At 60.5% G+C, this 25,330-nt stretch carries 15 protein-coding genes, 1 tRNA gene and 2 rRNA genes (1 of these 18 cut by a window edge); 8 read left to right on the forward strand and 10 right to left on the reverse strand.

What is annotated here, in order from left to right; translation table 11 throughout:
- From QM996_RS15305 to QM996_RS15315, 3 genes are all read right to left on the reverse strand, one after another.
- Positions 1-1,041 carry a UDP-glucuronic acid decarboxylase family protein gene (locus QM996_RS15305; protein ID WP_500268203.1) on the reverse strand — a complete coding sequence of 347 codons (1,041 nt, stop codon included), beginning with the start codon at positions 1,039-1,041 and terminating at the stop codon, positions 1-3.
- Between the two features lie 546 nt (positions 1,042-1,587).
- Entirely contained in the window at positions 1,588-2,382 is a 795-nt protein-coding gene (locus QM996_RS15310) for a helix-turn-helix transcriptional regulator (protein WP_500268204.1), read from the reverse strand.
- A 1,072-nt stretch (positions 2,383-3,454) separates the two neighbouring features.
- Positions 3,455-4,384 (reverse strand): siderophore ABC transporter substrate-binding protein, encoded by a 930-nt coding sequence (locus tag QM996_RS15315; RefSeq protein WP_500268205.1) that lies wholly within the window; start codon positions 4,382-4,384, stop codon positions 3,455-3,457.
- Positions 4,385-4,634: 250 nt separating this feature from the next.
- On the opposite strand from QM996_RS15315, the gene QM996_RS15320 reads away from it, so the two are divergent.
- From QM996_RS15320 to QM996_RS15330, 3 genes are read left to right on the forward strand one after another with little or no spacing between them, the layout of a single operon-like run.
- On the forward strand, positions 4,635-5,579 hold the full coding sequence (locus QM996_RS15320; protein ID WP_500268206.1) for an ABC transporter permease: 945 nt from the start codon (positions 4,635-4,637) through the stop codon (positions 5,577-5,579).
- A complete protein-coding gene (locus QM996_RS15325) occupies positions 5,569-6,537 on the forward strand; it encodes an iron chelate uptake ABC transporter family permease subunit (protein WP_500268207.1) in 969 nt (322 codons plus the stop codon). The genes QM996_RS15320 and QM996_RS15325 overlap by 11 nt, the downstream gene beginning before the upstream one ends.
- Positions 6,534-7,292 carry an iron ABC transporter ATP-binding protein gene (locus QM996_RS15330; protein WP_500268208.1) on the forward strand — a complete coding sequence of 253 codons (759 nt, stop codon included), beginning with the start codon at positions 6,534-6,536 and terminating at the stop codon, positions 7,290-7,292. Before QM996_RS15325 ends, QM996_RS15330 begins: the two co-directional genes overlap by 4 nt.
- A gap of 78 nt (positions 7,293-7,370) precedes the next feature.
- On the opposite strand, the gene QM996_RS15335 is transcribed toward QM996_RS15330, so the two are convergent.
- Together QM996_RS15335 and QM996_RS15340 are read right to left on the reverse strand one after the other, a co-directional pair.
- A complete protein-coding gene (locus QM996_RS15335) occupies positions 7,371-10,469 on the reverse strand; it encodes an efflux RND transporter permease subunit (protein ID WP_500268209.1) in 3,099 nt (1,032 codons plus the stop codon).
- Positions 10,466-11,629: an efflux RND transporter periplasmic adaptor subunit gene (locus QM996_RS15340; RefSeq protein ID WP_500268210.1), complete on the reverse strand. Its 1,164-nt coding sequence runs from the start codon at positions 11,627-11,629 to the stop codon at positions 10,466-10,468. Before QM996_RS15340 ends, QM996_RS15335 begins: the two co-directional genes overlap by 4 nt.
- Before the next feature lie 277 nt (positions 11,630-11,906).
- Here QM996_RS15340 and QM996_RS15345 point away from each other — a divergent pair, with 277 nt between their 5' ends.
- Positions 11,907-12,506 (forward strand): TetR/AcrR family transcriptional regulator, encoded by a 600-nt coding sequence (locus tag QM996_RS15345; RefSeq protein ID WP_500268211.1) that lies wholly within the window; start codon positions 11,907-11,909, stop codon positions 12,504-12,506.
- Between the two features lie 100 nt (positions 12,507-12,606).
- Here the strand turns inward: QM996_RS15345 and QM996_RS15350 are convergent, their stop codons facing one another.
- Complete coding sequence (locus QM996_RS15350) at positions 12,607-13,650, reverse strand: class I SAM-dependent methyltransferase (RefSeq protein WP_500268212.1); 1,044 nt, start codon at positions 13,648-13,650, stop codon at positions 12,607-12,609.
- A gap of 312 nt (positions 13,651-13,962) precedes the next feature.
- Here QM996_RS15350 and QM996_RS15355 point away from each other — a divergent pair, with 312 nt between their 5' ends.
- Both QM996_RS15355 and QM996_RS15360 read left to right on the forward strand, forming a co-directional pair.
- A complete protein-coding gene (locus QM996_RS15355; RefSeq protein WP_500268213.1) occupies positions 13,963-15,960 on the forward strand; it encodes a putative bifunctional diguanylate cyclase/phosphodiesterase in 1,998 nt (665 codons plus the stop codon).
- Between the two features lie 160 nt (positions 15,961-16,120).
- On the forward strand, positions 16,121-17,887 hold the full coding sequence (locus QM996_RS15360) for a hypothetical protein (protein ID WP_500268214.1): 1,767 nt from the start codon (positions 16,121-16,123) through the stop codon (positions 17,885-17,887).
- An 11-nt stretch (positions 17,888-17,898) separates the two neighbouring features.
- On the opposite strand, the gene QM996_RS15365 is transcribed toward QM996_RS15360, so the two are convergent.
- Entirely contained in the window at positions 17,899-19,032 is a 1,134-nt protein-coding gene (locus QM996_RS15365) for an AI-2E family transporter (protein WP_500268215.1), read from the reverse strand.
- A gap of 372 nt (positions 19,033-19,404) precedes the next feature.
- Between QM996_RS15365 and QM996_RS15370 the strand changes: the two genes are divergently transcribed.
- Both QM996_RS15370 and QM996_RS15375 read left to right on the forward strand, forming a co-directional pair.
- On the forward strand, positions 19,405-20,772 hold the full coding sequence (locus QM996_RS15370) for a DUF3300 domain-containing protein (RefSeq protein ID WP_500268216.1): 1,368 nt from the start codon (positions 19,405-19,407) through the stop codon (positions 20,770-20,772).
- A 21-nt stretch (positions 20,773-20,793) separates the two neighbouring features.
- A complete protein-coding gene (locus QM996_RS15375; RefSeq protein WP_500268217.1) occupies positions 20,794-21,768 on the forward strand; it encodes a DUF2950 domain-containing protein in 975 nt (324 codons plus the stop codon).
- A 525-nt stretch (positions 21,769-22,293) separates the two neighbouring features.
- Here QM996_RS15375 and QM996_RS15380 read toward each other — a convergent pair.
- The 3 genes from QM996_RS15380 to QM996_RS15390 form a co-directional block, all read right to left on the reverse strand.
- A tRNA-Met gene (locus QM996_RS15380) sits at positions 22,294-22,370 on the reverse strand.
- 251 nt (positions 22,371-22,621) lie between these two features.
- A 5S ribosomal RNA gene (rrf, locus tag QM996_RS15385) occupies positions 22,622-22,736 on the reverse strand.
- A gap of 226 nt (positions 22,737-22,962) precedes the next feature.
- Positions 22,963-25,330, reverse strand: a 23S ribosomal RNA gene (locus QM996_RS15390); it runs 429 nt beyond the window's last position.

Raw genomic sequence — 25,330 nt, forward strand, 5'->3', positions numbered from 1 at the left:
TCATACCGCCTCTCCCGCCGTTGCGCGATCGGCTGCGCTGAGGCGCTTCTTGAAGTAAGCGATGGTGCGCTCGAGCCCGTCGCGCAACATGACCTTCGGCTGCCAGGCGAGCTCCGTCAGCGCGTGCGATATATCGGGACGGCGCTGACGAGGATCGTCGACGGCCGCCGCCTGGTGAACGATGCGCGAGCGTGAGCCGGTCAGCGATCGCACCATTTCCGCAAGTTCGAGAACCGTGAATTCGCCGGGATTGCCGAGGTTGATCGGCCCGATGCAATCACCGGCCGAGACGGAAAGCCGGAGAAAACCGTCGATCAGGTCGTCGACGTAGCAGAAGGACCGGGTCTGCTGCCCGTCGCCATAGATCGTCAGGTCCTTGCCGAGCAGGGCCTGGACGACGAAATTGGAGATCACCCGACCATCGTCCGCACGCATACGCGGGCCGTAGGTATTGAAGATGCGCGCGACCTTGATCTTGACCCGATGGCATCGATGGTAGTCGAAGAACAGGGTTTCCGCCGACCGTTTTCCTTCATCGTAGCAGGCACGCGGGCCGATCGGATTGACGTTGCCGAAATAGACCTCGGGCTGCGGGCTGAGGAGCGGATCGCCATAGACTTCCGAGGTCGAGGACTGGATGACCGTGGCGCCGGTGGCGCGCGCATTCTCGAGTGCATGCAGCGCGCCAAGGACGTTGGTCATCAGAGTGCCGACCGGATCGGCCTGATAGTCGGGCGGTGATGCCGGAGAAGCAAAATTGAAGATGACGTCAGCATCGATCAGATAGGGTTTGCGAACGTCATGATCGATGATGTGGAAATGCGGGTTCTGCACCAAATGAGAGAGATTTTCGCGCCGTCCCGTTGAAAAATTGTCGAGACAAATAACCGTATGACCCAGAGAAAGAAGTCTTTCGCAAATATGCGAACCAAGAAAACCACCGCCGCCTGTTACTAGAATTCTCCTTGGTATTCCTGCGATCTTCTTTAGAAACTCCCGTTGCTCGACGACAGACAACGGTCCAGGAACGACCTTTCGCATGCACACCTCCAATTATTGTACACACCATTCCTCATGGTGATTGGAGACGGGCTGCCTATAGGAAATATAATAAGGAATTTGTTTCTTTATTACAATTTCACGCACAACCCGACAGAACAAGAATTCTACAATCCATCCCAATATCTTCTTTTCTTCAATTTCAATATTAGTTAATTATCAAATAACTAGTGACGCGTCAACTAAAACAATAAGGACTTATATAATATAATTTGAAATAATAATAGAGTTAGCCACGAAATATCCGCAGAGAGCTACAATGTAATCCAGAAAAAATAATCATATAATACTCTGTTAACCATATCATAATTACTACGGGCTACCGATCACGCTAGAAATCCTGCTTTCTTCGGGGGAGTATTCCGTCGACGATGTCGATCGGGTGTTCCGACGTGGGACCATCCTTCGCCACGAGCGAGGTCACGGCAAGCTGGCATGCAGGCCCTGATCAGCAGCCAAAACGCAATTTACTGCGCTCTCGACCGTGTCGAGGCACAGCAATGAAATACTTGGCCGATGCTTCCGAGTTTAGTTCTTCCAGCGCGACGAAAGCGTGTCGCCACCGCGTTCGGCCGCCGCATCGTTGGTGAAGTAACGCGACGCCGCTTCCGTGCGGTTGCGGACGTTCATCTTCTTGTAGATGTTGCGGACATGAACCTTGACGGTATTCTCCGACAATCCAAGACGGTCGGCGATGATCTTGTTTTGCGTTCCCTTGCAGATCAGATCGAGGATCTGAACTTCGCGGGTCGTCAACCCGTCGGGCCCGGCATCGCGCTTGCGCCGACCTGCGCCCGGGTTCGCTCCGGACAGCTCTGACCGCCGGCCATAGAGGCTACTGGCGGCGAAGGGCTCGGGCGAAAGCCGTCGCAGCAAGGCGGCGGGGAAGTGCTCGCCCCCCTTCATCAGCAAATCGATGGCTGCAAGGCAGACGTCCAGGTTGAGGTTCAACGGCAGAACGCCGTGGATCAACCGTTCTTCAACGAAGCCGGCGATCGACGGATCGAGTTCGTCGGCATTCTCCACCACCAGGCCGATCGAGGTCTTGGGGTGAAACTCATGAATGGTCCGCAAGATTGCCGGAAAGGACTTGGCCGGCATGCGGTAGAGCATGATCAGCGTCACGTCGACGAGACTGCCGTCCAACAGATTGTCCGGATCGGAAAAGCAGACGATGTCGTGCCCCTGAAATCGCGAACCGACCGCCTGCATCAGGCACTCGGCGAACAGATCAATCTTGGCGAGCATGACGATCTTTTTCTTCTGCGACAAAGCCTTGTTGTTTTCTTCAAAATCATCAACGCTGGAGCTTCCCGGATACATTACGCCCTCCTAGGATTTTTCCATTTATTTTTATGGGTGCACGTTTTTCCAGCAGCGCACCACACTTTCAGAAAATTTATTCGGAACCACTATGCGTCACGGCGACTTCCCGCCCCGAGGAAAATTCGCGATAGCTAATGTAACGTAAAGATCTTCATTACGAAACAACCCAAAAGGATTATTGGCGCCCCGCAAATGTCCTTAAATCGTTATAAATCGAACCATCTTTGGGTTACACGGCGACTGCCTCACGCATTGGCGCGCGAAAAATGCCATCCCGATGGCAGCGACCACTCTTCCGTCGGCCACGGCGCCCCAACCATTTCCGCGAAAGGCAGCCATTCCGAGACGAAAAGATGGATTAGCTGCCCAGGTATTCGCCGCGCCGCCTACCCATCCCCCAGGGCCGATATACCTAAAAATACTTCCTTGGAGCTAGTGAGCTGGCGGCCTGGGCGAGGCGGATCGCCCGATTGCGCGAAGAAGCAGGAGCACAACCGCATGGTTGGCGCTGACCGCCACGCTGGCGTGCGCAAATTCAAACGCTATAACAACGGCTTGGAGGCTGCGGATTACGCCAAAAAGAGCCAATAATTACAACCCACTAACTAGAATAGGTATCTTCCGCGCGCCCGCATTTGGAGTCACATTGGCATTTCGTTTTTGAGTATGCAGCTTGGGTTTCGGCGGAACGCTATTCCGCTCATTTCCATTCAACCCAGCGTGTGGCGTAAGCGTAAATCCCGAGTAAGTGCAAAGTATACATTGATCGATTGCGGATCGCGATCCGCTCTGTCATTTAAAAAAAGCATAAAAATCGAATTGTATTTTAAGAAAGCACTACAAATCGGATTAGAATATTGTTTCTTCCTCAAAACGGAGCCAACCCCAGCAAAAATACCGTAAGATTTAAGGGTATTTGGTGTTGGCTCCATTTTAATCCAAACGCCGCTTCAGCGCGCTCGCCCCAGGGGTCCCGATCCCTGTCCCTCAAGCCAGCCCCTCGGTCTTTGTGCTCGCTCCGGTCGAGCGCCTTCACGAAAGACAAGGCGGACAATGGGTCTCCGTGAACCTACTTCGTCTCGAGCGCCTGCGTCAGCTGGTCGACGATATCCTGCTGCGACCTCAGGCCGGAGGCGGTCAGATAGAGCTTGGCGGAGTCGAGATAGACGACATGGCCATTCTTCCAGGCCTTTGTCTGGCGCACCAGTTCATTGTCAAGCAACGCCGCCGCCGGCTGCGCCTGCTGGCCGATGGCCGCATCGCGATCGACGACGAAGATCCAATCGGGATTGGTCTCGAGAATATACTCGTAGGATACGGCCTGGCCGTGGGTGGCCACCTGCAGTTCCGGATCGGCCGGCTTGATGCCGAAGACGTCGTGCAACACACCGAAACGCGACCCCTTGCCGTAGGCGCTGATCTTGCCGCCTGTGGTGAGCAGGACGAGGCCCGTGCCCTTCTCCGCCGCGATGCCGCGGAGCTTTTCGATCGAGGCATCGAGCTTGTCGACATTTGCCTTGATTTCCGCTTGCCTGCCGAAGATCTGGCCGAGGATCCCGGCGTTCTTCTTGACGCTGCCGATGAGGTCCTTGTCGTCGGAGGTCAGATCAATCGTCGGCGCGATCTTGGCGACTTCGGCATATTTCGCCTGCGACCGGCCGCCAACGATCACCAAGTCCGCCTCCGCCGCATTGATGGCTTCGTAATCGGGCTCGAACAATGTGCCGATCTTCGGATAGCTATCCGCCTTGTATTTTTCGAGCGCAGGCGGAATTGCCGAACCGGGAACGCCGGCAACGGGAATGCCGAGCATGTCCAGCGTCTCCAGCATGCCGAAGTCATAAACCAGTACCGTATTCGGGTTTTTCTCCACCTCGGTGACGCCGCTGCTGTGCTCGATCTTCAGCGTCTCGGCCATGACGGTCGGTGCGCCGACGACTGCCATTGTCGCCGCGACGGCGAGGCTGCGCAGACCATTAGAAAACGACGATATATTCATGACAATTTTCCTCATCTTTTACGGTCGTCGTAGCGCGATTTTTCGATGACGGCAATGCACAGCTTCCGATTGCCGAAGATGTCGCAGTAAACTTGACTAGGCGGATCATATATAAGACTAAGGCGAACCATCCGGGGAGTGCCACGACCCGACGACAAGGCTTGAGCGTTCCGAAAGGAGCGTCGATCGCAACGGCAAGGGATATGCAGACGGTGGTCAAGACGAACAACAGGCAGGGCGAGCCCGAACGATGAAGCCGGCCCTGATTGCCATCCCCGTCATCCTCCTGTTTGCCGCCGCCAGCGTTTTCACGGGCGTCGGCAGCCTCGCCACAGCCGACGACGGCCGCGGCTGGTTCCTGGTCATCGAGAGCCGCCTGCCGCGCACGCTTGCGCTGATGCTCGCAGGCGCCGGCCTCGCGGTATCCGGCACCATCATGCAGATGCTGGCGCGCAACCGCTTCGTCGAACCGTCGACGGCGGGCACCGCCGAATCCGCCGCACTCGGAATGCTGCTCGCCATGCTCATCGCTCCCGATCTGCCGGTGGCCGGCAAGATGGTTCTCGCGGCACTGACGGCGCTTGCCGGCACCGCCCTGTTCCTGCAGATCCTGCGGCGCATTCCCCTGCGCTCCGCGCTGATGGTGCCGCTGATCGGCCTCATGCTCGGCGGCGTCGTCAATGCCATCACCACCTTCATCGCCTATCGCTACGACCTGATGCAGTCGATGGGCGCCTGGATGTCGGGGGACTTCTCGGTGGTACTGCGTGGTCGTTACGAACTGTTGTGGATCGGCTTCGCACTGACCCTCCTCGCCTATGCGACCGCCGCCCGCTTCACCGTGATCGGCATGGGTGAGGCGATCGCCCGCAATGTCGGGCTCAACTACGATAAGGTCGTGGCGCTCGGGCTCGCCATCGTCTCGATGGTCACGGCGACGGTGGTCGCCACCGTCGGCATGATCCCGTTCCTCGGCCTCGTGGTCCCGAACATCGTCAGCCTGATCATGGGCGACAATCTCCGGCGCACGCTGCCCGTGGTCGCCGTCTCCGGCGCAGGCCTCGTGCTCGCCTGCGATATCGTCGGACGGCTCCTGATCGCGCCCTACGAAATTCCCGTGGGAACCGTCATGGGCGTCATCGGCAGCCTGGTCTTCCTCCATCTCCTGCTTTCGAGGCGATCCCATGCAGGCTGATGCCAAAAGGATCGCTCCGTCCACCATCTTGCTTGCGTCTGCCGCCCTTGCACTCGTGTCGATGGTCGCTTTCATGACCATCGGCGCCAAGGGAAGCTGGTCCTTCCTCCTCTCCTTCCGCGGCACGAAACTGCTCGGCATGGTGGTGGTCGCCTATGCGATCGCCGTCTCCACCGTGCTGTTCCAGACGATTTCAGGCAACCGCCTCCTGACGCCATCGATCATCGGTTTCGATGCCATGTATACGCTGCTGCAGACGATCATGGTATTCTTCCTGGGTGCTGCGGGCGCAAGCAGCATCGACCCGCGGCTGCAGTTCCTCGTCGAAACGGCCGTGATGGTCGGCCTCTCGCTCCTGCTGTTTCGTGCACTGTTTTCCGGCGCCGCCCGCAGCTTGCATCTTCTGATGCTCGTCGGCGTCATCCTGGGCGGCCTGTTCCGTAGCCTTTCGTCCTTCCTGCAGCGCATCCTCGATCCCAATGCGTTCGTCGTGCTGCAAGACCGGCTGTTTGCGAACTTCAACAGCATCGATGCCAATCTGCTTGGCATTGCCGCTGTCGCCACCCTTGCCGTGACCTTCGTTCTCTGGCGGCTTTCGCCGACCTTCGACGTGCTCGCGCTCGGCCGAGAGGCAGCGATCGGCCTCGGCATCGATCACCAGCGTGTTGTCACCCTCCTGCTGGTGTTGATCGCGGTACTGGTATCGGTTTCCACCGCGCTCGTCGGACCGGTCACCTTCTTCGGCCTGCTGGTCGCCAGTCTTGCCTGGCAACTGACGCCAACCGCCAGCCACCGTTTCGTGCTGCCGGTCGCCGTCTCCATCGCGATCGCCACGCTTGTCGGTGGTCAGGTCATCCTCGAGCGGCTGCTTGCCTTCAACACGGCACTCAGCATTGTCATCGAATTCTTCGGTGGCCTTGTCTTCATCTTCCTGCTTGTCCGAGGTTCCGCCCGATGATCGAAATCCAGGGGGTTACGAAATCCTACGGCGGCAACGCGGTCGTCGACCGAGTGTCGCTGACGCTGCCCGCCGGCGGCCTGACCTCGATCATCGGACCGAACGGCGCCGGCAAGTCGACGCTGCTGTCGATCGTCAGCCGGCTGATGCCGATGGATACGGGCAAGGTGCTGATCGACGGTCTCGACGTCAGCCGCACGGCGGGCGATGTGCTTGCCCGGCGGCTCTCGATCATGCGCCAGGACAACCACGTCACCGCCCGCCTCAGCGTGCGCGACCTCGTTGCCTTCGGCCGCTACCCCTATTCCAAGGGGCGACTGACGGCGGCGGACGCCGAACATATCGAGCGCTCGATCGCCTATCTCGGGATCGAGCCCTATCAGAACCGCTTTCTCGACGAGCTCTCCGGCGGCCAGCGCCAGCGCGCCTTCATCGCCATGGTGCTCTGCCAGGACACCGACTACATGCTGTTCGACGAGCCGCTCAACAACCTCGACATCAAGCACGCGGTCGAGACGATGAAGCTCTTGCGGCGACTGGCTGACGATTTCGCCAAGACCGTGGTCGTCGTCCTGCACGACATCAACTTCGCGTCCGCCTATTCCGACCGCATCGTCGCGATGCAAGGCGGTCGCCTCGCCTTCGAGGGACCGCCGGAAGAGATAATCGTGCCAGCCCGTTTGCAGGCGATCTTCGACGTCGATTGCCGCGTTCATTCCGTCGGCGAAACGCGGCTGGTCAACTACTTCGAATAGGCCGGAGCGCAAAGCGCGCCGCACGGAAATCCCATGCAACGCGCCTTGATCGATAGAGCCTGCGCTTGCGCGCCCTCGCTACCCAGCAGCGCCGCGTGCGCCCTGCTTGCCGATCCGGGCCGCATCCGTTGCCCTGTCCTCGTCCGTCACCGAAGAGAACCGCTTCAGCCGACGACCGAGCTTCGCATTGATGTCGTCCATCACGGTGAACATGACGGGGACGAAAACGAGGCTGAGCATGGTCGAGGTGATCAGCCCCCCGATCACGGCGATTGCCATCGGTGCCCGGAAAGCAGCATCGGCGCCGATGCCGATCGCGGCGGGAACCATGCCCGCCACCATGGCGATGGTCGTCATGATGATCGGCCGCGCGCGGGTGACGCCCGCCGTCAGCAAGGCTGTCCGGCGATCGGCACCGCCGTTGCGGCACTCGATCGCATGGTCGACGAGCAGGATCGAGTTCTTGCAGACGATGCCCATCAGCATGAGGATGCCGATCGTCGACGAGAGATCGAGCGAAGCGCCGAAGAGCAGCAAGGCGAGCGCCGCCCCGCCGATCGATAAAGGCAGGGCCACCAGGATGGTGATCGGCTGCAGGAAATCCTTGAACAAGAGCACCAGAACCGCCGCGACCATCAGGATGCCGGCAAGCAAGGCCAGCGCGAAGTTACGGAACATCTCCGACATGTATTCCGCTTCGCCGTAGTTGGCTTGCGACACGCCCAAGGGCAGTTCGGTCATGGCCGGCAGCGCCGAGATCGCCTGGAACGCGGTGCCGAGCGTAATGCCGTTGAGGTTGGCCTCGACGGCGATCAGGCGCTTGCGATCCAGACGTTCGACGCTGCTTTCCTCCGCGCCGAAGGAGATATCGGCGACCGATGTCAGCGGCACCACTCGGCCGGCATTCGTGCCGACCCTCAGATTGCGGAGCGTATCGACGTCCCCCCGGGCCGACTGGTCGAGCATGACGCGGATGGGCACCTGGCGATTGCCGAGGTTGAAACGTGCCGAATTGCTTTCGCTGTCCCCCATCGTGGCGATGCGGGCGATAGTACCGATCGAGGTCACCGAGACGCCGAGCCTTGCCGCCTCGTCGAAGCGCGGCTTGACCAGCAGCTCCGGCGAAAGCAGCGGCTCAGTGGACTGAACGTTGACCAGTCCGGGAAGAGCACGCATCTCCTTTTCGAGACGGCGGACGGAAGCCATCAGCGCCTCCGGATCGTCGCTCGTCAGATAGATCGACAGATCCTTGGCCCCCTCGACGGACGAGAACGTCGCCTGGATATCGGGCGTTGCCGCCAACAGCGGGCGCAGCGAAAGCTCGAAGGACTTGCGATCGAGGCCGCGTTCCTCGCGCGGCTTGAGCTTGATGCGGAGAGACACCTCGTTGAGGTTTTCCGCCGTCGCCAGAACGCTTTCGACCTCCGGCCGCGCCCTGATCTGGCCGACCAGATCGTCGGAAATGCGGGCCGTTTCCGCAAGCCGCGTGCCGGGCGGCAAGACGATCTTGAGCTGCGACACGTTGCTGTCGCTCGTCGGCAGGAAGCCGGTCGGCAGCATCGTCAGCAGCCCGATCGAGCCGATGAAGATCAGCGCGACCAGCGACAAGGCCGTCTTGCGATGATCCAGCGTCCAGCCGAGCAGGCGGCGGTAGCCGTCGGCAATGCGCGATGGCTTGCCGGAATGGCCATGGCCGCCCCTTGGCCGCAGCAGGTAGGCCGCCATCAGCGGTGTCAGCAGGCGAGCCACCGCCAGCGAAAACAGCACGGCGATCGCAACCGTCAGGCCGAACTGCTTGAAATACTGCCCGACTGCACCGCCGATGAAGCTGACCGGCGCAAAGACCGCGACGATCGTCAAGGTCGTGGCGACGATGGCAAGACCGATCGCATCGGCTGCGTCGATCGCTGCGATGAATGGACGCTTGCCCATGTCGACGTGGCGTTCGATGTTCTCGATCTCGACGATCGCGTCGTCGACGAGAATGCCGATGACGAGCGTCAGCGCCAGCAGGCTGATGCCGTTGAGGGTGAAGCCGAGCAGGTCCATTACCGCGAAGGTTGGCAGGATGGAGAGCGGCATGGCAAGCGCGGAGATCAGCGTCGCCCGCCAGTTGCGCAGGAAGGCGAAAACGACGACGACGGTCAGGATCGCACCTTCGATCAGGGCCGTGACGGCCGCATCGTAGCTTTCCTGCGTGTATTCGACGAGCGAGATCAGCTCGGTGAATTCGATGCCCGGCATGCGCTGGCGGATTTCCTTCAGTCGCGCGGCAACGGCGTCGGCAACGACGGTATCGCTCGCCCCCTTGCTGCGCGAAACCGAGAAGCTGACGACCGGTTCGCCGTCGACGCGCGCGAAGTTGCGCGGTTCGGAGGAGGTGTCCTCGATCGTCGCAATATCGGAAAGCTGCACCCAGCGGCCGCCCGATAGCGGGATCGACAGCCGCGACAATTCCTCGACCGAGCCGGCGCTGCCGATGGTACGGATCGACTGCTCGCGGCCACCGATCTCGCCGCGTCCGCTCGGGATATTGGTGTTGATCTCGCGCAACGCCGTATTCACCTGGTCAGCGGTCACCCCAACCGCCAGCAGACGCTCGGGGTTGAGCGACACGCGGACCTCGCGATTGACGCCGCCGAGACGCTGCACCTTCTGCACGCCGGGCAGCGTCAGCAGTTCGCTGTTGATCGTATCGTCCACGAACCAGGAGAGTTCCACCGGCGACATGTCGGGGGCGCGCACCGCATAATAGACGATGGCGCTGCCATCGACATCGACGCGCGAGACGATGGGTTCCTGGATCGACTGCGGCAGGTCAGAGCGGATCTGCGCCACGGCCTCGCGCACGTCGTTGGCGGCGCGGTCGGGATCCGTGCCGATCTTGAACTCGACCGTCGTCGTTGACACGCCATTGGTGATGGTCGAGCGCATATGGCTGACCCCGACAAGGCCGGCGGCCACGCCTTCGACGCGGCGCGTCACCTGCGTTTCCATTTCGGCCGGCTGGGCGCTCGGCTGCGTGATCACAACCGTCACGACCGGAAACGACACGCTCGGATTGGCATTGACCGGCAACCGCAGGAACGAGGCGATGCCCATCAATGTGAGGACGACGAAGAGGACGATCGTCGGAACGGGCTTTCGGATCGCCCAGGCAGAGATGTTGCCGGTCATTGCGGCTCGCCCGCCTGTGCCGGCTGGACATCTCTCGCCAGGACCGCCTCACCCTCGCGCAGCGACACCCCGGCCTTGAGAACGACCCGGTCGCCGGTTGCGAGCCCCGAGACGATTTCGACCTTGCCACCCTGGCGCATGCCCGGCTGAACCGTCTTGCGGGTCACTTTGCCGGCATCGACGACAAAGACCGAAACCGTGCCGTCGGGGGCCCCGTAAAGCAGCGCAGAATCGTCGACCATGATCGCCTTGCGCTCGGCCACGACGATCTCCGCCCGGCCGAAAGTGCCGGCAAAGGGCGGCCTGCCCGTATTCAGCGTGACCTGAGCGGTGCCGAGCCGGGTTTCGCGATCGATCTTCGGATTGATCACCCGCACCGTCCCTTCGATCCAGTCACTGCGACCGGAGAGCCTGACCCTGACGATCTGGCCGACGGCGAGCAGCGGCAGTTCGGTTTCCGGGACTTCTGCGGCGAACTCGATCTCGCCGTCGCGGATCAGCTTGACGAGCGGATCCGAGCCCGCAAGCGCACCGGCGCGGGCGAGCCGCTCGGAGACGATGCCCGCGGCGGGAGCCAGGATCACAGCGCGTTCGAGCTTGCGGCGGGCCTCGGCCGCGAGCGCTTCCGCCTGCTCGTAGTCGGCCCGCGCCACCTTCACCGCCTGCTCGGCGATCGCGAGCGCCGAGACCCGTTCCTCGAGAATGGTTTCGGCCTGAAGATGGCGCAATTGCCGGGCCCGGGCGAGCTTCCTCTGCTCCTGCGTGGCCGTTTCCGCCTCCCGCGCCATCGTAGCGCCGGCACGCGCCACCCGGCCCTCTGCCTCGCGCAGAAGGTTTTCCAGCATGTCGGTCTCCAATCGGGCAATCACCTGCCCGACCGCAACCCGGTCGCCGATCTCGACTTCGACTTTGGCGATGCGCTGATCGGTCAAGGTCGTGCCGACGGCAATCTCCTCGCGAGCGACGAAGATGCCGGCGAAGGATCGTGTCCATTCCTGGGGACGGCTGTCGGCGACGAATGTCGATACCGTGCGGGCAATTGCGGCGCTGTCGACGGGAACGGAGGCCGCGGCCTCCCCGGAGGCGTGCGCCACGCCATGCGTCATGGCAAGCGCGAGGAGCGCAGCAAGGACGACGTTCAACTCAACTGTACGTCTCATTTCATTGGCTTTCCATTGGCAAGGCCGGTCGGATCGGAAACACGGGCGATCCGAGCTCTCGGTCTTGAGATCGGGCAAAGTGCGTCGTATAATAATTAGATCAATCGATCTAATTATCTGATCCATCAAACGTGACAATTGTAAGGCAGATCACACACTAGCATTGCGGGAAGATGGCGGAGGTCGTGTCAGCGAGCGACCTTGACAGCGGCGCGCCACCCCACGAAATTAGAGTGTTCGGTCTAATAAAGAGCCGGGCCAGCAAGGAGAATTGGCGATGCGCAAGGTCGACCCCGAGAAACACGCCGCCAAACGTCGACTGATCCTCGATGCAGCAATCGCCTGTTTTGCGCGAAAGGGCTTTCACGGCACGTCGACCGCCGAAATCTGTGCCGAGGCAGGCATGAGCCCAGGCAATCTTTTCCATTATTTTCCGACCAAGCACACCATTATCGCGGCGATCGTGGAGGAGGAACGTCAAGAAACGGCGGAGATCTTCCGTAAATTGAGTGAAGCCGAAGACCTGTTCGCCGCGCTGCTCGGTTTCATGGACACCGTTCTCGATCTCGCGGGCGACCCGACCTATTCGAGCCTGGCACTCGAAATCGCCGCTGAAGCGATGCGCGACGAGCGGATCGGCACGCTCGCGGCCGCCAATGACGCCGAGTTTCAGGGAGCCCTTGCAACGCTGCTTCGCGGCGCGGCCAGCAGAAATCAGATCGATCGGACTGTGGACGCCGACGGTGCCGCCCGATGGATCGCCGCGATCATCGACGGCATCTTCAGCCGGGTCGCTGTCGACCCCGGCTTCAAGCCAAAGGACGAAGGCGCGATGCTGCGGCTTCTCCTGACCCGGTTTCTCCGCCCGCAGGGCTGATGCCTTGCGAACGGAATGAGCGAAGCAAGCATTCACTTGCCGAGTCATTGATTTCAGGCCTGCCGGCTTTCGCCGGAGGACCCGTCAAGACGGAAGCAAATCAGGAATGCTTCTGGATGATGCCGTAGACAATGTTCCGGTTGGCACCGAACTGGACGCGCGCGTCGATGGCGGCCTTGCCGGCACTCTTACGGATGATGTTCCACATGTCCGCCTCCGAACGCAGCAACAGCGCCCAGTTCATGAAGGTCTCCATGTAGCCGTCGACGCCGATATCCTGCGCGAAATTGGCAAACAGGAAAACACCGTTCGGCTTCAACATCTGCAGGCAGCGATGGGTCAGCTTGATGGCCACCTTGTCGGCAAGGTAGTCGTAGAGGCCGGCGGCATAGATGAAGTCGAACTTGCCGAGCTTCTGATCGCGGCCGAGCAGGCTGCGGACGGAGCCATCCACGGCTTCGATGCAGGTGCCGCGGAAGTCGCGGCTGATCGAACCGACGCTGAGCGGATCCTGGTCGAGCGCCACCCAGCGCTTGATCCGGCGCTCTCCAAGCGCCACCGAGCGATTGGCTTCGCGCAGATGTCCGGCGGCAATCGTCAGGATTTCCGCCTGGATACCGCGGCTGGCTGCGATCTCGTCGACGTGACGGGTCAGAAGGTCGCGACGCTCGCGCACCGCGACCGAGGAAGACGCGTCCTTGGTGTAATCATAAAGCGCGCGTCCAATAGGTGATGCCCGCTCGATCTCGTTGGCGACGCTCGCGTGACCATAGATGAAGTCGAGCAATTGCGCGTCGCCCGAGTAGCCACGGGGCTTTTCGAAGGACCACCGGGTGAACGGGTCCTGGAGGAAATACTCAGACACCGGGTGCGCCTGGGCGATCGGGATCAGTTCCTGCCAAACGTTCGGGTGGAACTTGGCCCGGGTTTCATGAAGAGCGGCGGCAAGCCGGTCGATAATCTTCGCCGGATCCGTTCCCTGCAGGAACTGCTCCTGCGCAATCCTGAGAATCACTGCGAGCTCGGCCTTGCCGAGCGAGAGCTGTTCGTCATGCCGTTCGCTTCTGGGCGAAACGAACTCATCGGCCATCGCCTTGGGAGTAATCAGGCTTTGACCGTCGAAAACCGTCTGAAATTGGCGCACGCAAGACCATCCGTTAATGCTTTGTTAACAATGGTCGCGAAGATGCGCGCATTACGGCTCGGTTTGCAAGTTTTTGTATATAATAAGGTAAATTCTCGTGTTTCCTCCTTTTGGGTCGCGCCTAATCCTGGGTGTTCCGGCCCTTTAATTTAACAAAACTTAATGGACACCTCCTATCATCCCACCCCGCACCACCCGCTTCTGTTGCAGGCTTGAAGCGGGTGGCAAGCATGGAGTGTCCGAAACAACGTCCATTGATGGAAAAGCGACGACCGTTTCCGTTGACCGTGACGCAACGCGATGGATCAGTGCATGAAGCACACGTTGGCCGACGTAGTTGACATCGACCTGCACAAGCAGCCGCACAGGCCGCAATTGGCTGAGCTTCAGACACTCTATCGAATGGAGGGCGAGGCTGGCCGGCGCGCGGCAACCAGGCAGGGCCTGTGGGTCGCGGTTGCCGTCTACCTGTTGTTTTTCGCGATCGACATCCTGCTGGTTCCCGATGTCGCGTTCTATACGATCCTCGCACGCCTCGTCGTCGGCATCAGCGCGCTCCTGTGTTTCGAGATCCTGCATCGCATCAAGGCGCGAACCAAGTGGCTCGACGGCACCTGCGCCGCGGCACTTGTTTTCGGTTATATCGGCTGGCTCGTCCCCGCGATGACGACGGCGGACACGGCCAGCATGTCCTACTACATGATCTTCGGCGCGATCTTCATGATGGGCGCCAATCTATTCTTCAGCTTCCGATTCCGCCTCTCGGTCGTCGCCTCCGGCATAGTGCTCACGACGTTCTTCGTCGCCCTGTCGTTCTTCTCCGAACACGATCCTGCCTATCTGATCGCCTTCGGGACCTTCTATGTCTCCTGTTTCGTCTTTACCTCCTACGTAAACTGGAAGCTCAATCGCGAGCGCTACAAGGTTTTCCTGAACGCCTTCGAGGCGAAGATCCAGCAGAACGAGGCGTCGGAGCGCGGCATGGCGCTCCTGCGGCTATCCAATACCGACCCCCTGACCGGCCTGGATAACCGCCGCGCCATCGACCAGCAGCTGCGCGATTATTGGAACGATTGGCAGAAGCTCGGAAAGAGCTTCGCCGCCATGCTGATCGACGTGGATTTCTTCAAGAAATACAATGACTGCTACGGTCATCAGGAGGGCGATCGCTGCCTGGTTCTGGTGGCCAATGCGCTCGGCGAGGCGATCAAGGACTATAACGGTTCGATCGGCCGCTACGGTGGCGAAGAATTCATCGTCCTTGCCCGCCTGGACACCCTGGAGCAGGCAGCCGAGCTGGCCGAGGTCATCTGCCGTACCGTCGAGAACATGCGGCTAGTGCATGAGCAGCGGCGCGACGGGGTCTCCATCGTGACCGTCAGCGTCGGCGCTGCCTTCACCCGCAACCAGACCGGCGCCAAGCTCGAGAAGATCATCCACGAGGCTGACCGTGCGCTCTATGCCGCCAAGGCGACCGGCCGAAACTGCGCCAAGCTGTTCGACCCGAACGATCCGCAAAGCAGCGACGAAAGCGAGAACATTGCCGCGCTTCTGAAGATCGCGGTCGATCAGAATCTGGTATCGCTCGTCTACCAGCCGATCAGGAACGTGATGACCGGTGAGGTCGAGGCGGTCGAGGCGCTGATGCGCCTGACCATGCTGGACGGCACGTCGGTCCCGCCGAGCCTTTTCATTCCGGTCGCCGAGCGGACCGGCGCCATTCTCGACCTCGGCCGCTGGGCGATCAAGACCGTCTGCCGCGAGCTCCTCGTCGACAACCACATTCCGCTGGTCAGCGTCAACGTCTCGCCGATCCAGCTGAAGACGCCCGGCTTTGCAACCTCGGTCGCCGCGATCCTCGGCGAGACCGGCGTGGCCGGCAGCCGCCTTGCCTTCGAAATCACCGAAGGGCTGGAGATGGAGATGCACTCGGGCATCCTGCGCTGCATCAGCGATCTCGAGACGCTCGGCATCCGAATATGGCTGGATGACTTCGGCACGGGCTTTGCCGGCCTTTCCTGGCTGCGCCTGATCGATTTCGATACCGTGAAGATCGACCGGTCGTTCCTGCACGATTGCAACACACCCAAGGGTCGCGCCATGTTGCAGGACATCATCGGCCTGGTAAGAAACCGCGGCCACAAGATCCTGATCGAAGGCGTCGAGACCGACGAGCAACTGGCGCTGATGCGGCGCTTCCGGATCGACCAGGTCCAGGGTTTCCACGTCGGTCGCCCCGCGCCGGCAGAGACCTTCCGCACGCCGCCGGACAAGCCGCGCATACCGCTGCGAAACAGCGCGCGATCCTAGAGTAGGCGGCTGCGCCCTTGTGCGCGCGCTGGATACAACCGAGGCACAACTTTAATACAGCCCGCCAATACATATTGCGCTTTGGCCGGGTGGAGACGTAGGATACGGGAGCTTACAGTACCGCCGGATACAATCTCACATTGTGACCATGGGAGCGCGCATGGCCATGGAAAGTCGGCAGGACGGCCGGATCGAGCCGGCAACGGCCCCAGCCACCGATGCAGAAATTCTGGCGCAACTTGATCGAATTCGCCGCAGCGCCGAGTTCGACGCCCCGGAGCGTGACCGCAAATTCCTGACCTATGTCATCGAGGAAACGCTCGCTGGCCGGGGAGATCGCATAAAGGCCTATTCAATTGCAACCGAGGTCTTCGGCCGAGATTCCTCTTTCGACCCGCAGACGGATCCGGCGGTGCGGATCGAAGCAGGCCGCATTCGCCGGGCGCTGGAACGCTACTATCTCGTCGCCGGACGAACCGACCCGATCATCATCAGCATTCCCAAGGGCGCCTACGTACCGACCTTCGAACGACGCCTCGCCCCATGGCTCCCGTCCAATAGGCACGCCGACGAAGGCGTTGGACAGGAATCTTCCGTACTAGCAGCCAGGCGAGGAACCTGGCTCGCCGCAGCGGCCATTGTCTGCATCGGCGGCGGCCTGACAGCCGGCGCATTCCTCCTTCAGAAGGAAGACGATGCCGTTATCGGCATGCGGCCGGCGATCCCGAGGCTCGTCGTCACGCCCTTTGAAGATCTCTCAGGCAGCCCTCAATCGGCGATGATGACCCGCGGGCTCACGGACGAGGTCATAGGCAACTTGGCCAAGTTCAAGGAAATCACCGTCGCGACCCGTGATGGGGCCGGCGCCTCGCCGCAAGCGGGGCCGGCCTTTGCCCTGGTGGGCGGGGTCCGCTTCGACGGCGAAAGACTTCGGCTTGTGGCGAGGCTCGTCCATCGATCCGATAGATCGGTGGTGTGGGCAAACACCTACGACGAGCAGATGGAAGCCGGCAAAGCCATAGACCTGCAGGCAAAGACCGCAGCGGCTGTAGCCGGTGCGGTGGCACAACCCTATGGCGCCATTTTCCAGGCCAGCGCCGCCGCATTCAAGCAGTCGGTTCCCGATGGTTGGCAAGCCTATGCCTGCACCTTGAGCTACTACGACCACCGCGGCGACGTCAGTGCGCAAAGCCTGGCCGCCATTCAGGGGTGTCTGCAACAGGCGACCCGGCAGGTCCCGACCTACGCGACGGCCTGGGCGCTGCTGTCGATGACCTATATCGACGCCTTCCAGGGGCGCCGCGATCGTTCCTCATCGGCGATGCTGGAGCGGGCAACCGAAGCGGCAGTCCGCGCCATGGATCTGGATCCCCAGGACGCGCGGGCCCTTGAGGCGCGGATGCTTACCCTGTTCTTCCGTGGTGACGTCGATGCTGCCTTGGCCGTTGGCGCGCGCGCACTTGCGATCAATCCCAACGACGCTGAACTCGCCGGCGAATACGGGTTCCGGCTGGCGCTGTCGGGCCAATGGGATTCCGGCTGCAAACTCCTGTCGGAAACCGTCGGCCGCAACTCTGCTCCCGCCGGCTATTTCGAAGCGGCGCTCTCGGTCTGCGCCTACTTCGGGGGCGACTATGTCGCTGCCGAGCGATGGGCGCGCATGGCGGATCTTCGCACCCATCCATTCTTCCGCGTCATGCTTCTGGCCACCCTGGGCAAGCTTGGCAAAGGCGCTGAGGCGCAGGAAGAACGGAAATGGATCGAAACCAACCTGCCGGGCCTGCTTGAGGTTGTCCCCCAGGAGGCCGCTCTGAGGCTGCGCCGTCCGCAGGACCGGCAACAGCTTCTTGACGGTTTGCGCAAGGCCGGCGTACCGATTCCCGAATCCGAATTCGAGCAGGCGCGCACCGACAGTTCGATCCACTGACCGACCTGTGATCAGACCGGTCTCGGCGATTGTGATGCGTCGGGTTGAGGTTTTTCCCGCGCCGTCTCCCCCTGCATCCAGACCATCAGCAGATCGTGGACGACACTGAGAACGATCGGCCCCAGGAAGAGGCCGATCAATCCGTAGGACAGCGTCCCGCCGAGCACCCCCAGCAGAATGACCAGCGTCGGCGTCGAAAGCCCGCGGGCCACCAGGATCGGCTTCATCACATTGTCGATGACGAAGAGCGGGACCAGCAGAATTGTCATAAGCAGCGCCGGACCGAAATCCATTGTCGCCCAGGCCCAGATGATCACAGGTAGCAGAACCAGCGCCGGGCCGATCTGGATGATGCAGAGAACAAGCACGACGAAGGCGATCGCACCGGGCGCCGGAACCTGAAACAGCCCGAGCACCAAGGCACAGAGAAACGCCTGCAGCAACGCGACGCCGATGACGCCGCGTGCGACGTTTCGGATCGTCGCAGCCGCCAGACGCAGGAAGCCGATACCCCTGTCACCACCGATCCTGCCGGAGAAGCGTTGCGCTATCTCCGCCAGCCGTTCGCCGGAGCCGAATAGAAAGCCAGCCACCAAGACGGACACCACGAAGCTCAGCACCTCGGCGCCGACGCTCGCAATCTTGCCAAGCGCCTTGCTGCCTGCCTGCATCAGCGACGGTTCGAGCTTGCGCAAGAGGGCTTCGAGATTGTCCGATGCCATGCTCCAGACCGCATGAACCCGTTCGCCGATGACCGGCCAGTCGCGAACATATTCCGGCGGTATCGGTACGGTCAGAGAACGGTCGACAAGTTTTGCAAGCAGCGCCTGGAGCCCTTCGGCAAAGCTGACCGCAATCGCGGCCAGTGGCGCGACGATGACGGCCAGACAGGCCAGCGTGATGAGGAATGATGCCAGCCTGCGCGAACCGAGAAGGCGGCCGAGCCGGGCATAAGCGGGGTAGAGCGCGACGGCAAGGATTGCCGCCCATATGAGAATGATCGCAAATGGCGCGATCAGCGTCAGGGACCAATAGGCAAAAAGCCCGACGATGCCGACCCTGGCGATATCCGTAATTTTCGCCTCGAAAGAGGGACCGGTCGGCCCATCGCGAACCACGCCCTTTCGGGAGGAATCATCAGCCATTCTTACCCTCACCCCTTCATGCGGCTATTCACCGCTTCGCTGCGGCTTCTCGACGGCCCCGCGTCCTGCAGAAACCAATAGGCCCGGGCGCTGCCCCTGCAACCCAGGCCGCCACCATAGCTCCCCTCATGCAACAGTCATGCGGATCCTAGGCCGGCGAGCGCCAATCGGCAGTAACATACAGTAGCATACGTCATTCGGGCTTCCTCATCGGCAAGCCTCCTCTAGAGATACCAGTGACAGACAGCAGCAGGAACGGAAGCTGCGACACGATCAAGTTCTGGTTGCAGCGGAAACAGCGTCGACAGGGGGCTGTCACGCGCGCTTGTTCAAGCGCTCGCGCGCCTCAGCCAACAAAGGGAGGCTGGATAGATGATCCGGAAAACGATCATCGCGCTCGGTAGCGCAGTGACGATACTGGTTTCAATGCCCATTACGGCTGTTTTGGCACAGCAGACGGCGAGCGCGCCGGCGGCTGAACAGCAGACAGCGCCGGAACCGCTCAGCGACGACGAGCTCGAGATTTTGGTCGCGCGCATCGCGCTCTATCCGGACGAGCTGGTGGCGCTCATTTCCGCTGCCGCGCTCTATCCGCTGCAGATCGTCGAGGCGGAGCGGTTCCTGGAGGCTCGCCAGAAGAAGCCCGACATGAAACCAAAGGACGATTGGGACGGCAGCGTCATTTCGCTGCTCAACTATCCCCAGATCGTCAAGATGATGAGCGAAGACCTCGAATGGACGCAGTCTTTCGGCGAGGCGATTGCCAATCAGCAGAAGGACGTGCTGATCGCCATACAGCAATTGCGCGACGAGGCCGTCGCCAAGAACATCATCAAGAGCGACGACAAGGTGAAGGTGGTCCAGGAAGGCGACAACGTCGTGATCCAGGCCGCCAACCCTGAAACGATCTACGTGCCGCAGTATCCGCCGGAGATGCTGTATGAGCCCAACTATGCGCCGGCGCCGATCAGCTACTACGAAGAACCCTATCCCGCCTATTGGTACCCAGGAGCAGCCTTCTTCGCCGGTGCGGTGACCGGTGCTGCCTTCGCGGCGATCGTCGACTGGGACGATTGGGGCGTCTGGGGCGGGCGCTGGAACGGCGACATCGATGTCGACTGCAACAACTGCTTCAACAACATCAACGGCAAGGTGAAGTGGAACGACATCGACTGGAAGAATGTCGATCGCAGCAAGATCAACTTCGACCGCGACCAGCTTCAGCATTTCGACCGAAACAGCATCAAGAACGACATCAAGGCGAACGGCAACAACAACCTCCGCAATCGCGCCGCCGAGATCAATCGCGATCGGCCGAACGCGCGTCCGGGCGGCGGTGGCGGCGGCCAGATCAGGGACGTGCGCAAGAGCACGCTCGAAGGGCTGAAGGCGCAGCAGAGGCCGACGGCGCGGCCCGGAGGCGGGCAGGCAGCGGCAAAAGCGCGGCCCGGCGACGGCAAGCCGAGCCTCAACCGTCCTGGCGGCAACAAGCCCTCTCAGGTGAACCGTCAGGGCGGCAAGAAGAAGATGGCCGCTAAGGCGCAGAACCGGCCGAACAAGCCGTCGGGCCTCGGCAACGTCAACCCTGGACGGAGGGAAATCAACTCGTCACGCCGCGGCGGTCAGAGCATGGGCGGCGGCCAGCGCGGCGGCGGGCGACCACAGATGAGCCGCGGCGGCGGCAGGCCGCCGATGCACCGTGGCGGTGGCGGCGGGCGCGGCGGCGGCCGCAGGCGTTGACCGGATCACAGGAGATCGACCATGACCAAGCTCTTCAATCCGCTTCTCCTGGCATCGGTTCTGGCATTGGCCGCCATGCCAATCGACGCTTCCTTCGCGCAGACACAGGCGCCGGCGGAACAGGTGCCAACCGATCAAATGGCTGCGGGCCTCGATGCCTATGCGGCGGACGAGGATCCACCGGTCTTCGATGATCCCGCCAAGGCGGTCGACGAATTCAAGGCGAAGCTCGCCGCCAACGACTTCGCCGGTCTGGCAAAACTACTGGGACTCAATGCGGAGAAGCTGAAGGCCGGTGAAGGGGCGATGGATACCTTCGCGCTCATTCGCGAAGGTGCCGCCCGCAATGTCGTCGTGCGCGATCTCGAGGGGCGCAAGATCATCCAGCTCGGCGACCGGCTGTGGCCCCTGCCCTTCCCGCTCACCAAGGGCGAGGACGGCAAATGGGCCTTCGACACCTATGTCGGACTCGAGGAGATCCTCAATCGCCGCGTCGGCGAGAACGAGCTCGAGGCGATCGATACGGTACAGGCCTATGTCGATGCCCAGCAGGAATATGCCTCGCGGGATCGCGACGCCGATGGCGTCCTCGAATATGCGCAGAAACTGATCAGCACGCCTGGCCAGACCGACGGGCTCTACTGGCCGGCCGATCAGGGCGACGGCGAAAGCCCGGTCGGCGACACGATCAGCGAAGCGGCGCTGGAAAAGGCGAAGGCCGGCCAGGGCTATTTCGGCTACCGTTTCCGCATTTTGACATCGCAGGGCGACAACATAGCCGGCGGCCGCTATGACTATGTCATCAACGGCAACATGATCGGCGGTTTCGCCTTGATCGCCTGGCCGGTCAGCTATGCCGAAACCGGCGTCAAGACCTTCGTCGTCAACCAGCAGGGCATCGTCTATGAGCGCGATCTCGGGCCCAGCACCGAAGAGATCGTGCCCTTCATCGATCGTTTCAATCCCGACGACAAATGGGACGTCGTACCCGATTGAGCGGCGGTCCTGCTGACGCTGACTTGCGGCCGGATTTTCCTCCGCGCCGCGGCCGAGCGCCGCGGCGATCGCGTAGGTGTGCCGTGCGGGCTGTTGCACAGGACGTTTCGGCTGTCTACGCCTCGGGCAGCCCAATTCTCAGGGGCATCCGCAGGGACACGCGATAGCGCGTCGGCCCTCCTCGCTCTACCGCTCCAGCGTGACGCGATTGCGTCGCCCCTCCCGGGGAGTGAGCGGAGTGTGGCGGTCGTAGGTATCGGCCGCTGCTTTTGCGTTACCTGCAGCGCCACGCGTCTTATCAGACGCATCAGGCGCGCAAAGGTCACTGTAGAACTTTGATTTTCTGCGTGTCTCCATCCTTAAAACGAGGTCGATTTAAGGAGACATGCAGTAGGCAGCCTGGCAACCGCTGGGGCAAGGGGATCGGCGTTAGGCGGGGCGGGCTTTGGGTGGCGTCGACAGCTTATGTTCCAGAGACGCAAAAAGCCCGCGGACATTTCTGTCCTGCGGGCTTTTGTTGTGGTTTGGTTGCGGGGGCAGGATTTGAACCTGCGGCCTTCAGGTTATGAGCCTGACGAGCTACCGGGCTGCTCCACCCCGCGTCCTCTAGGTAAACCGCTTAGCGGTTTATCCGGTCAGCGTAAATCCCTATGGGATTTATCGCGGTAACGTAAATCCCGAAGGGATTTATGGTCTCTGCCGAGCAAATTGCGAAGCGATTTGTCTCGTGTAAGGGACGCACTTGTTATTTTCAGTCTAGCAAAACAAAAGGGCCGCTTGAGGGCGGCCCGTGTTCGGCAGGGCCGAAGTGGTTTGTGTCGAGAAGATTTCCGGTATTTCTTGCGTTTTGCAGACCTGGCAGCGACCTACTCTCCCGCGTCTTAAGACGAAGTACCATCGGCGCTGGGGCGTTTCACGGCCGTGTTCGGAATGGGAACGGGTGCAGCCACCCCGCCAGAACCACCAGGTCGGCAAAGCGCAAGATTTGCGCCCGAAGGGCGCAAACCGAATGAGAAGCTGGTGAGATGGGAGGCCATCTCTTTGATTTGAACACGTCTTGCGTCTTATCCGGATAATTCCAGCAGCCGGCAGAGCCGAGCCGCCGGAAGTCCGGCGCGCCGTCCGCAGCGCCTTTGGCGCGTGAGGACGTATATAGCATCATCAAACTTCGTTTGATGAGCATGAGCAATGGGAACGATCAAGCCGATCGAACGATTAGTACTGGTAAGCTTCATGCGTTGCCGCACTTCCACACCCAGCCTATCAACGTGGTCGTCTTCCACGGTTCTCAAGGGAATACTCGTTTTCAGGTTGGTTTCCCGCTTAGATGCCTTCAGCGGTTATCCATTCCATATATAGCTACCCTGCTATGCCCTTGGCAGGACAACAGGTCCACCAGAGATATGTCCATCCCGGTCCTCTCGTACTAGGGACAGATCCTGTCAATATTCCTACACCCACGGCAGATAGGGACCGAACTGTCTCACGACGTTCTGAACCCAGCTCACGTACCGCTTTAATTGGCGAACAGCCAAACCCTTGGGACCTGCTCCAGCCCCAGGATGCGATGAGCCGACATCGAGGTGCCAAACAACCCCGTCGATATGGACTCTTGGGGGTCATCAGCCTGTTATCCCCGGCGTACCTTTTATCCGTTGAGCGATGGCCCTTCCACGCGGGACCACCGGATCACTATGACCGACTTTCGTCTCTGCTCGACTTGTCAGTCTCGCAGTCAGGCGGGCTTATGCCATTGCACTCGACGAGCGATTTCCGACCGCTCTGAGCCCACCATCGCGCGCCTCCGTTACTCTTTCGGAGGCGACCGCCCCAGTCAAACTACCCACCATACACTGTCCCGGATCCGGATGACGGACCGCGGTTAGACATCCATGACGATAAGGGTGGTATTTCAAGGATGGCTCCACAAGAACTGGCGTCCCTGCTTCAAAGCCTACCACCTATCCTACACATGCCGACACGAATGCCAGTGTAAAGCTATAGTAAAGGTGCACGGGGTCTTTCCGTCTGACCGCAGGAACCCCGCATCTTCACGGGGAATTCAATTTCACTGAGTCTATGCTGGAGACAGCGGGGAAGTCGTTACGCCATTCGTGCAGGTCGGAACTTACCCGACAAGGAATTTCGCTACCTTAGGACCGTTATAGTTACGGCCGCCGTTTACTGGGGCTTCGATTCAGAGCTTGCACCCCTCCTCTTAACCTTCCAGCACCGGGCAGGCGTCAGACCCTATACGTCGTCTTGCGACTTCGCAGAGCCCTGTGTTTTTGATAAACAGTCGCTACCCCCTGGTCTGTGCCACCCCAAAAGACTTGCGTCCATTGGGGTCACGCTTCTTCCGAAGTTACGCGTGCAATTTGCCGAGTTCCTTCAGCATAGTTCTCTCAAGCGCCTTGGTATACTCTACCTGACCACCTGTGTCGGTTTCGGGTACGGTCTATAATGATGGAGCTATTTCCTGGAACCGCGTCCCCGCCCGGACAATCCAATAAGTCCAGACAAGTTAAGCGATCCGTCACTACCACCAGGCCCACGAATATTAACGTGGTTCCCATCGACTACGCGTGTCCGCCTCGTCTTAGGGGCCGGCTAACCCTGCTCAGATTAACTTTAAGCAGGAACCCTTGGTCTTTCGGCGAGAGGGTCTCTCACCCTCTTTATCGTTACTCATGTCAACATTCGCACTTCCGATACCTCCAGGACCCCTCACGGGTATCCCTTCGCAGGCTTACGGAACGCTCCGCTACCACTCCTCAAAGAGGAATCCTCAGCTTCGGTGCATGGCTTTAGCCCCGTTACATTTTCGGCGCAAAGACCCTTATTTAGACCAGTGAGCTGTTACGCTTTCTTTAAATGATGGCTGCTTCTAAGCCAACATCCTGGTTGTTTTGGGATCCTCACATCCTTTCCCACTTAGCCATGACTTGGGGACCTTAGCTGGAGGTCAGGGTTGTTGCCCTTTTCACGACGGACGTTAGCACCCGCCGTGTGTCTGCCGACTAGTACTCCTCGGTATTCGGAGTTTGGTTAGGATCAGTAAGACGGTGAGTCCCCATAGCCCATCCAGTGCTCTACCCCCGAGGGTATTCGGTCGACGCTCTACCTAAATAGATTTCGCGGAGAACCAGCTATTTCCGAGTTTGATTGGCCTTTCACCCCTAGCCACAAGTCATCCCAATCTATTGCAACAGATGCGGGTTCGGTCCTCCAGTTGGTGTTACCCAACCTTCAACCTGCTCATGGCTAGATCACTCGGTTTCGGGTCTAATGCGACGAACTGAACGCCCTGTTCAGACTCGCTTTCGCTGCGCCTTCACCTATCGGCTTAAGCTTGCTCGTCACACTAAGTCGTTGACCCATTATACAAAAGGTACGCTGTCACCCTTGCGGGCTCCAACTGTTTGTAGGCATCCGGTTTCAGGTTCTATTTCACTCCCCTTGTCGGGGTGCTTTTCACCTTTCCCTCACGGTACTTGTTCGCTATCGGTCATGCACGAGTACTTAGGCTTGGAGAGTGGTCTCCCCATGTTCAGACAGGATT

This window comes from Sinorhizobium chiapasense (assembly GCF_045277575.1).
Taxonomy (GTDB): Bacteria; Pseudomonadota; Alphaproteobacteria; order Rhizobiales; family Rhizobiaceae; genus Ensifer; species Ensifer chiapasense_A.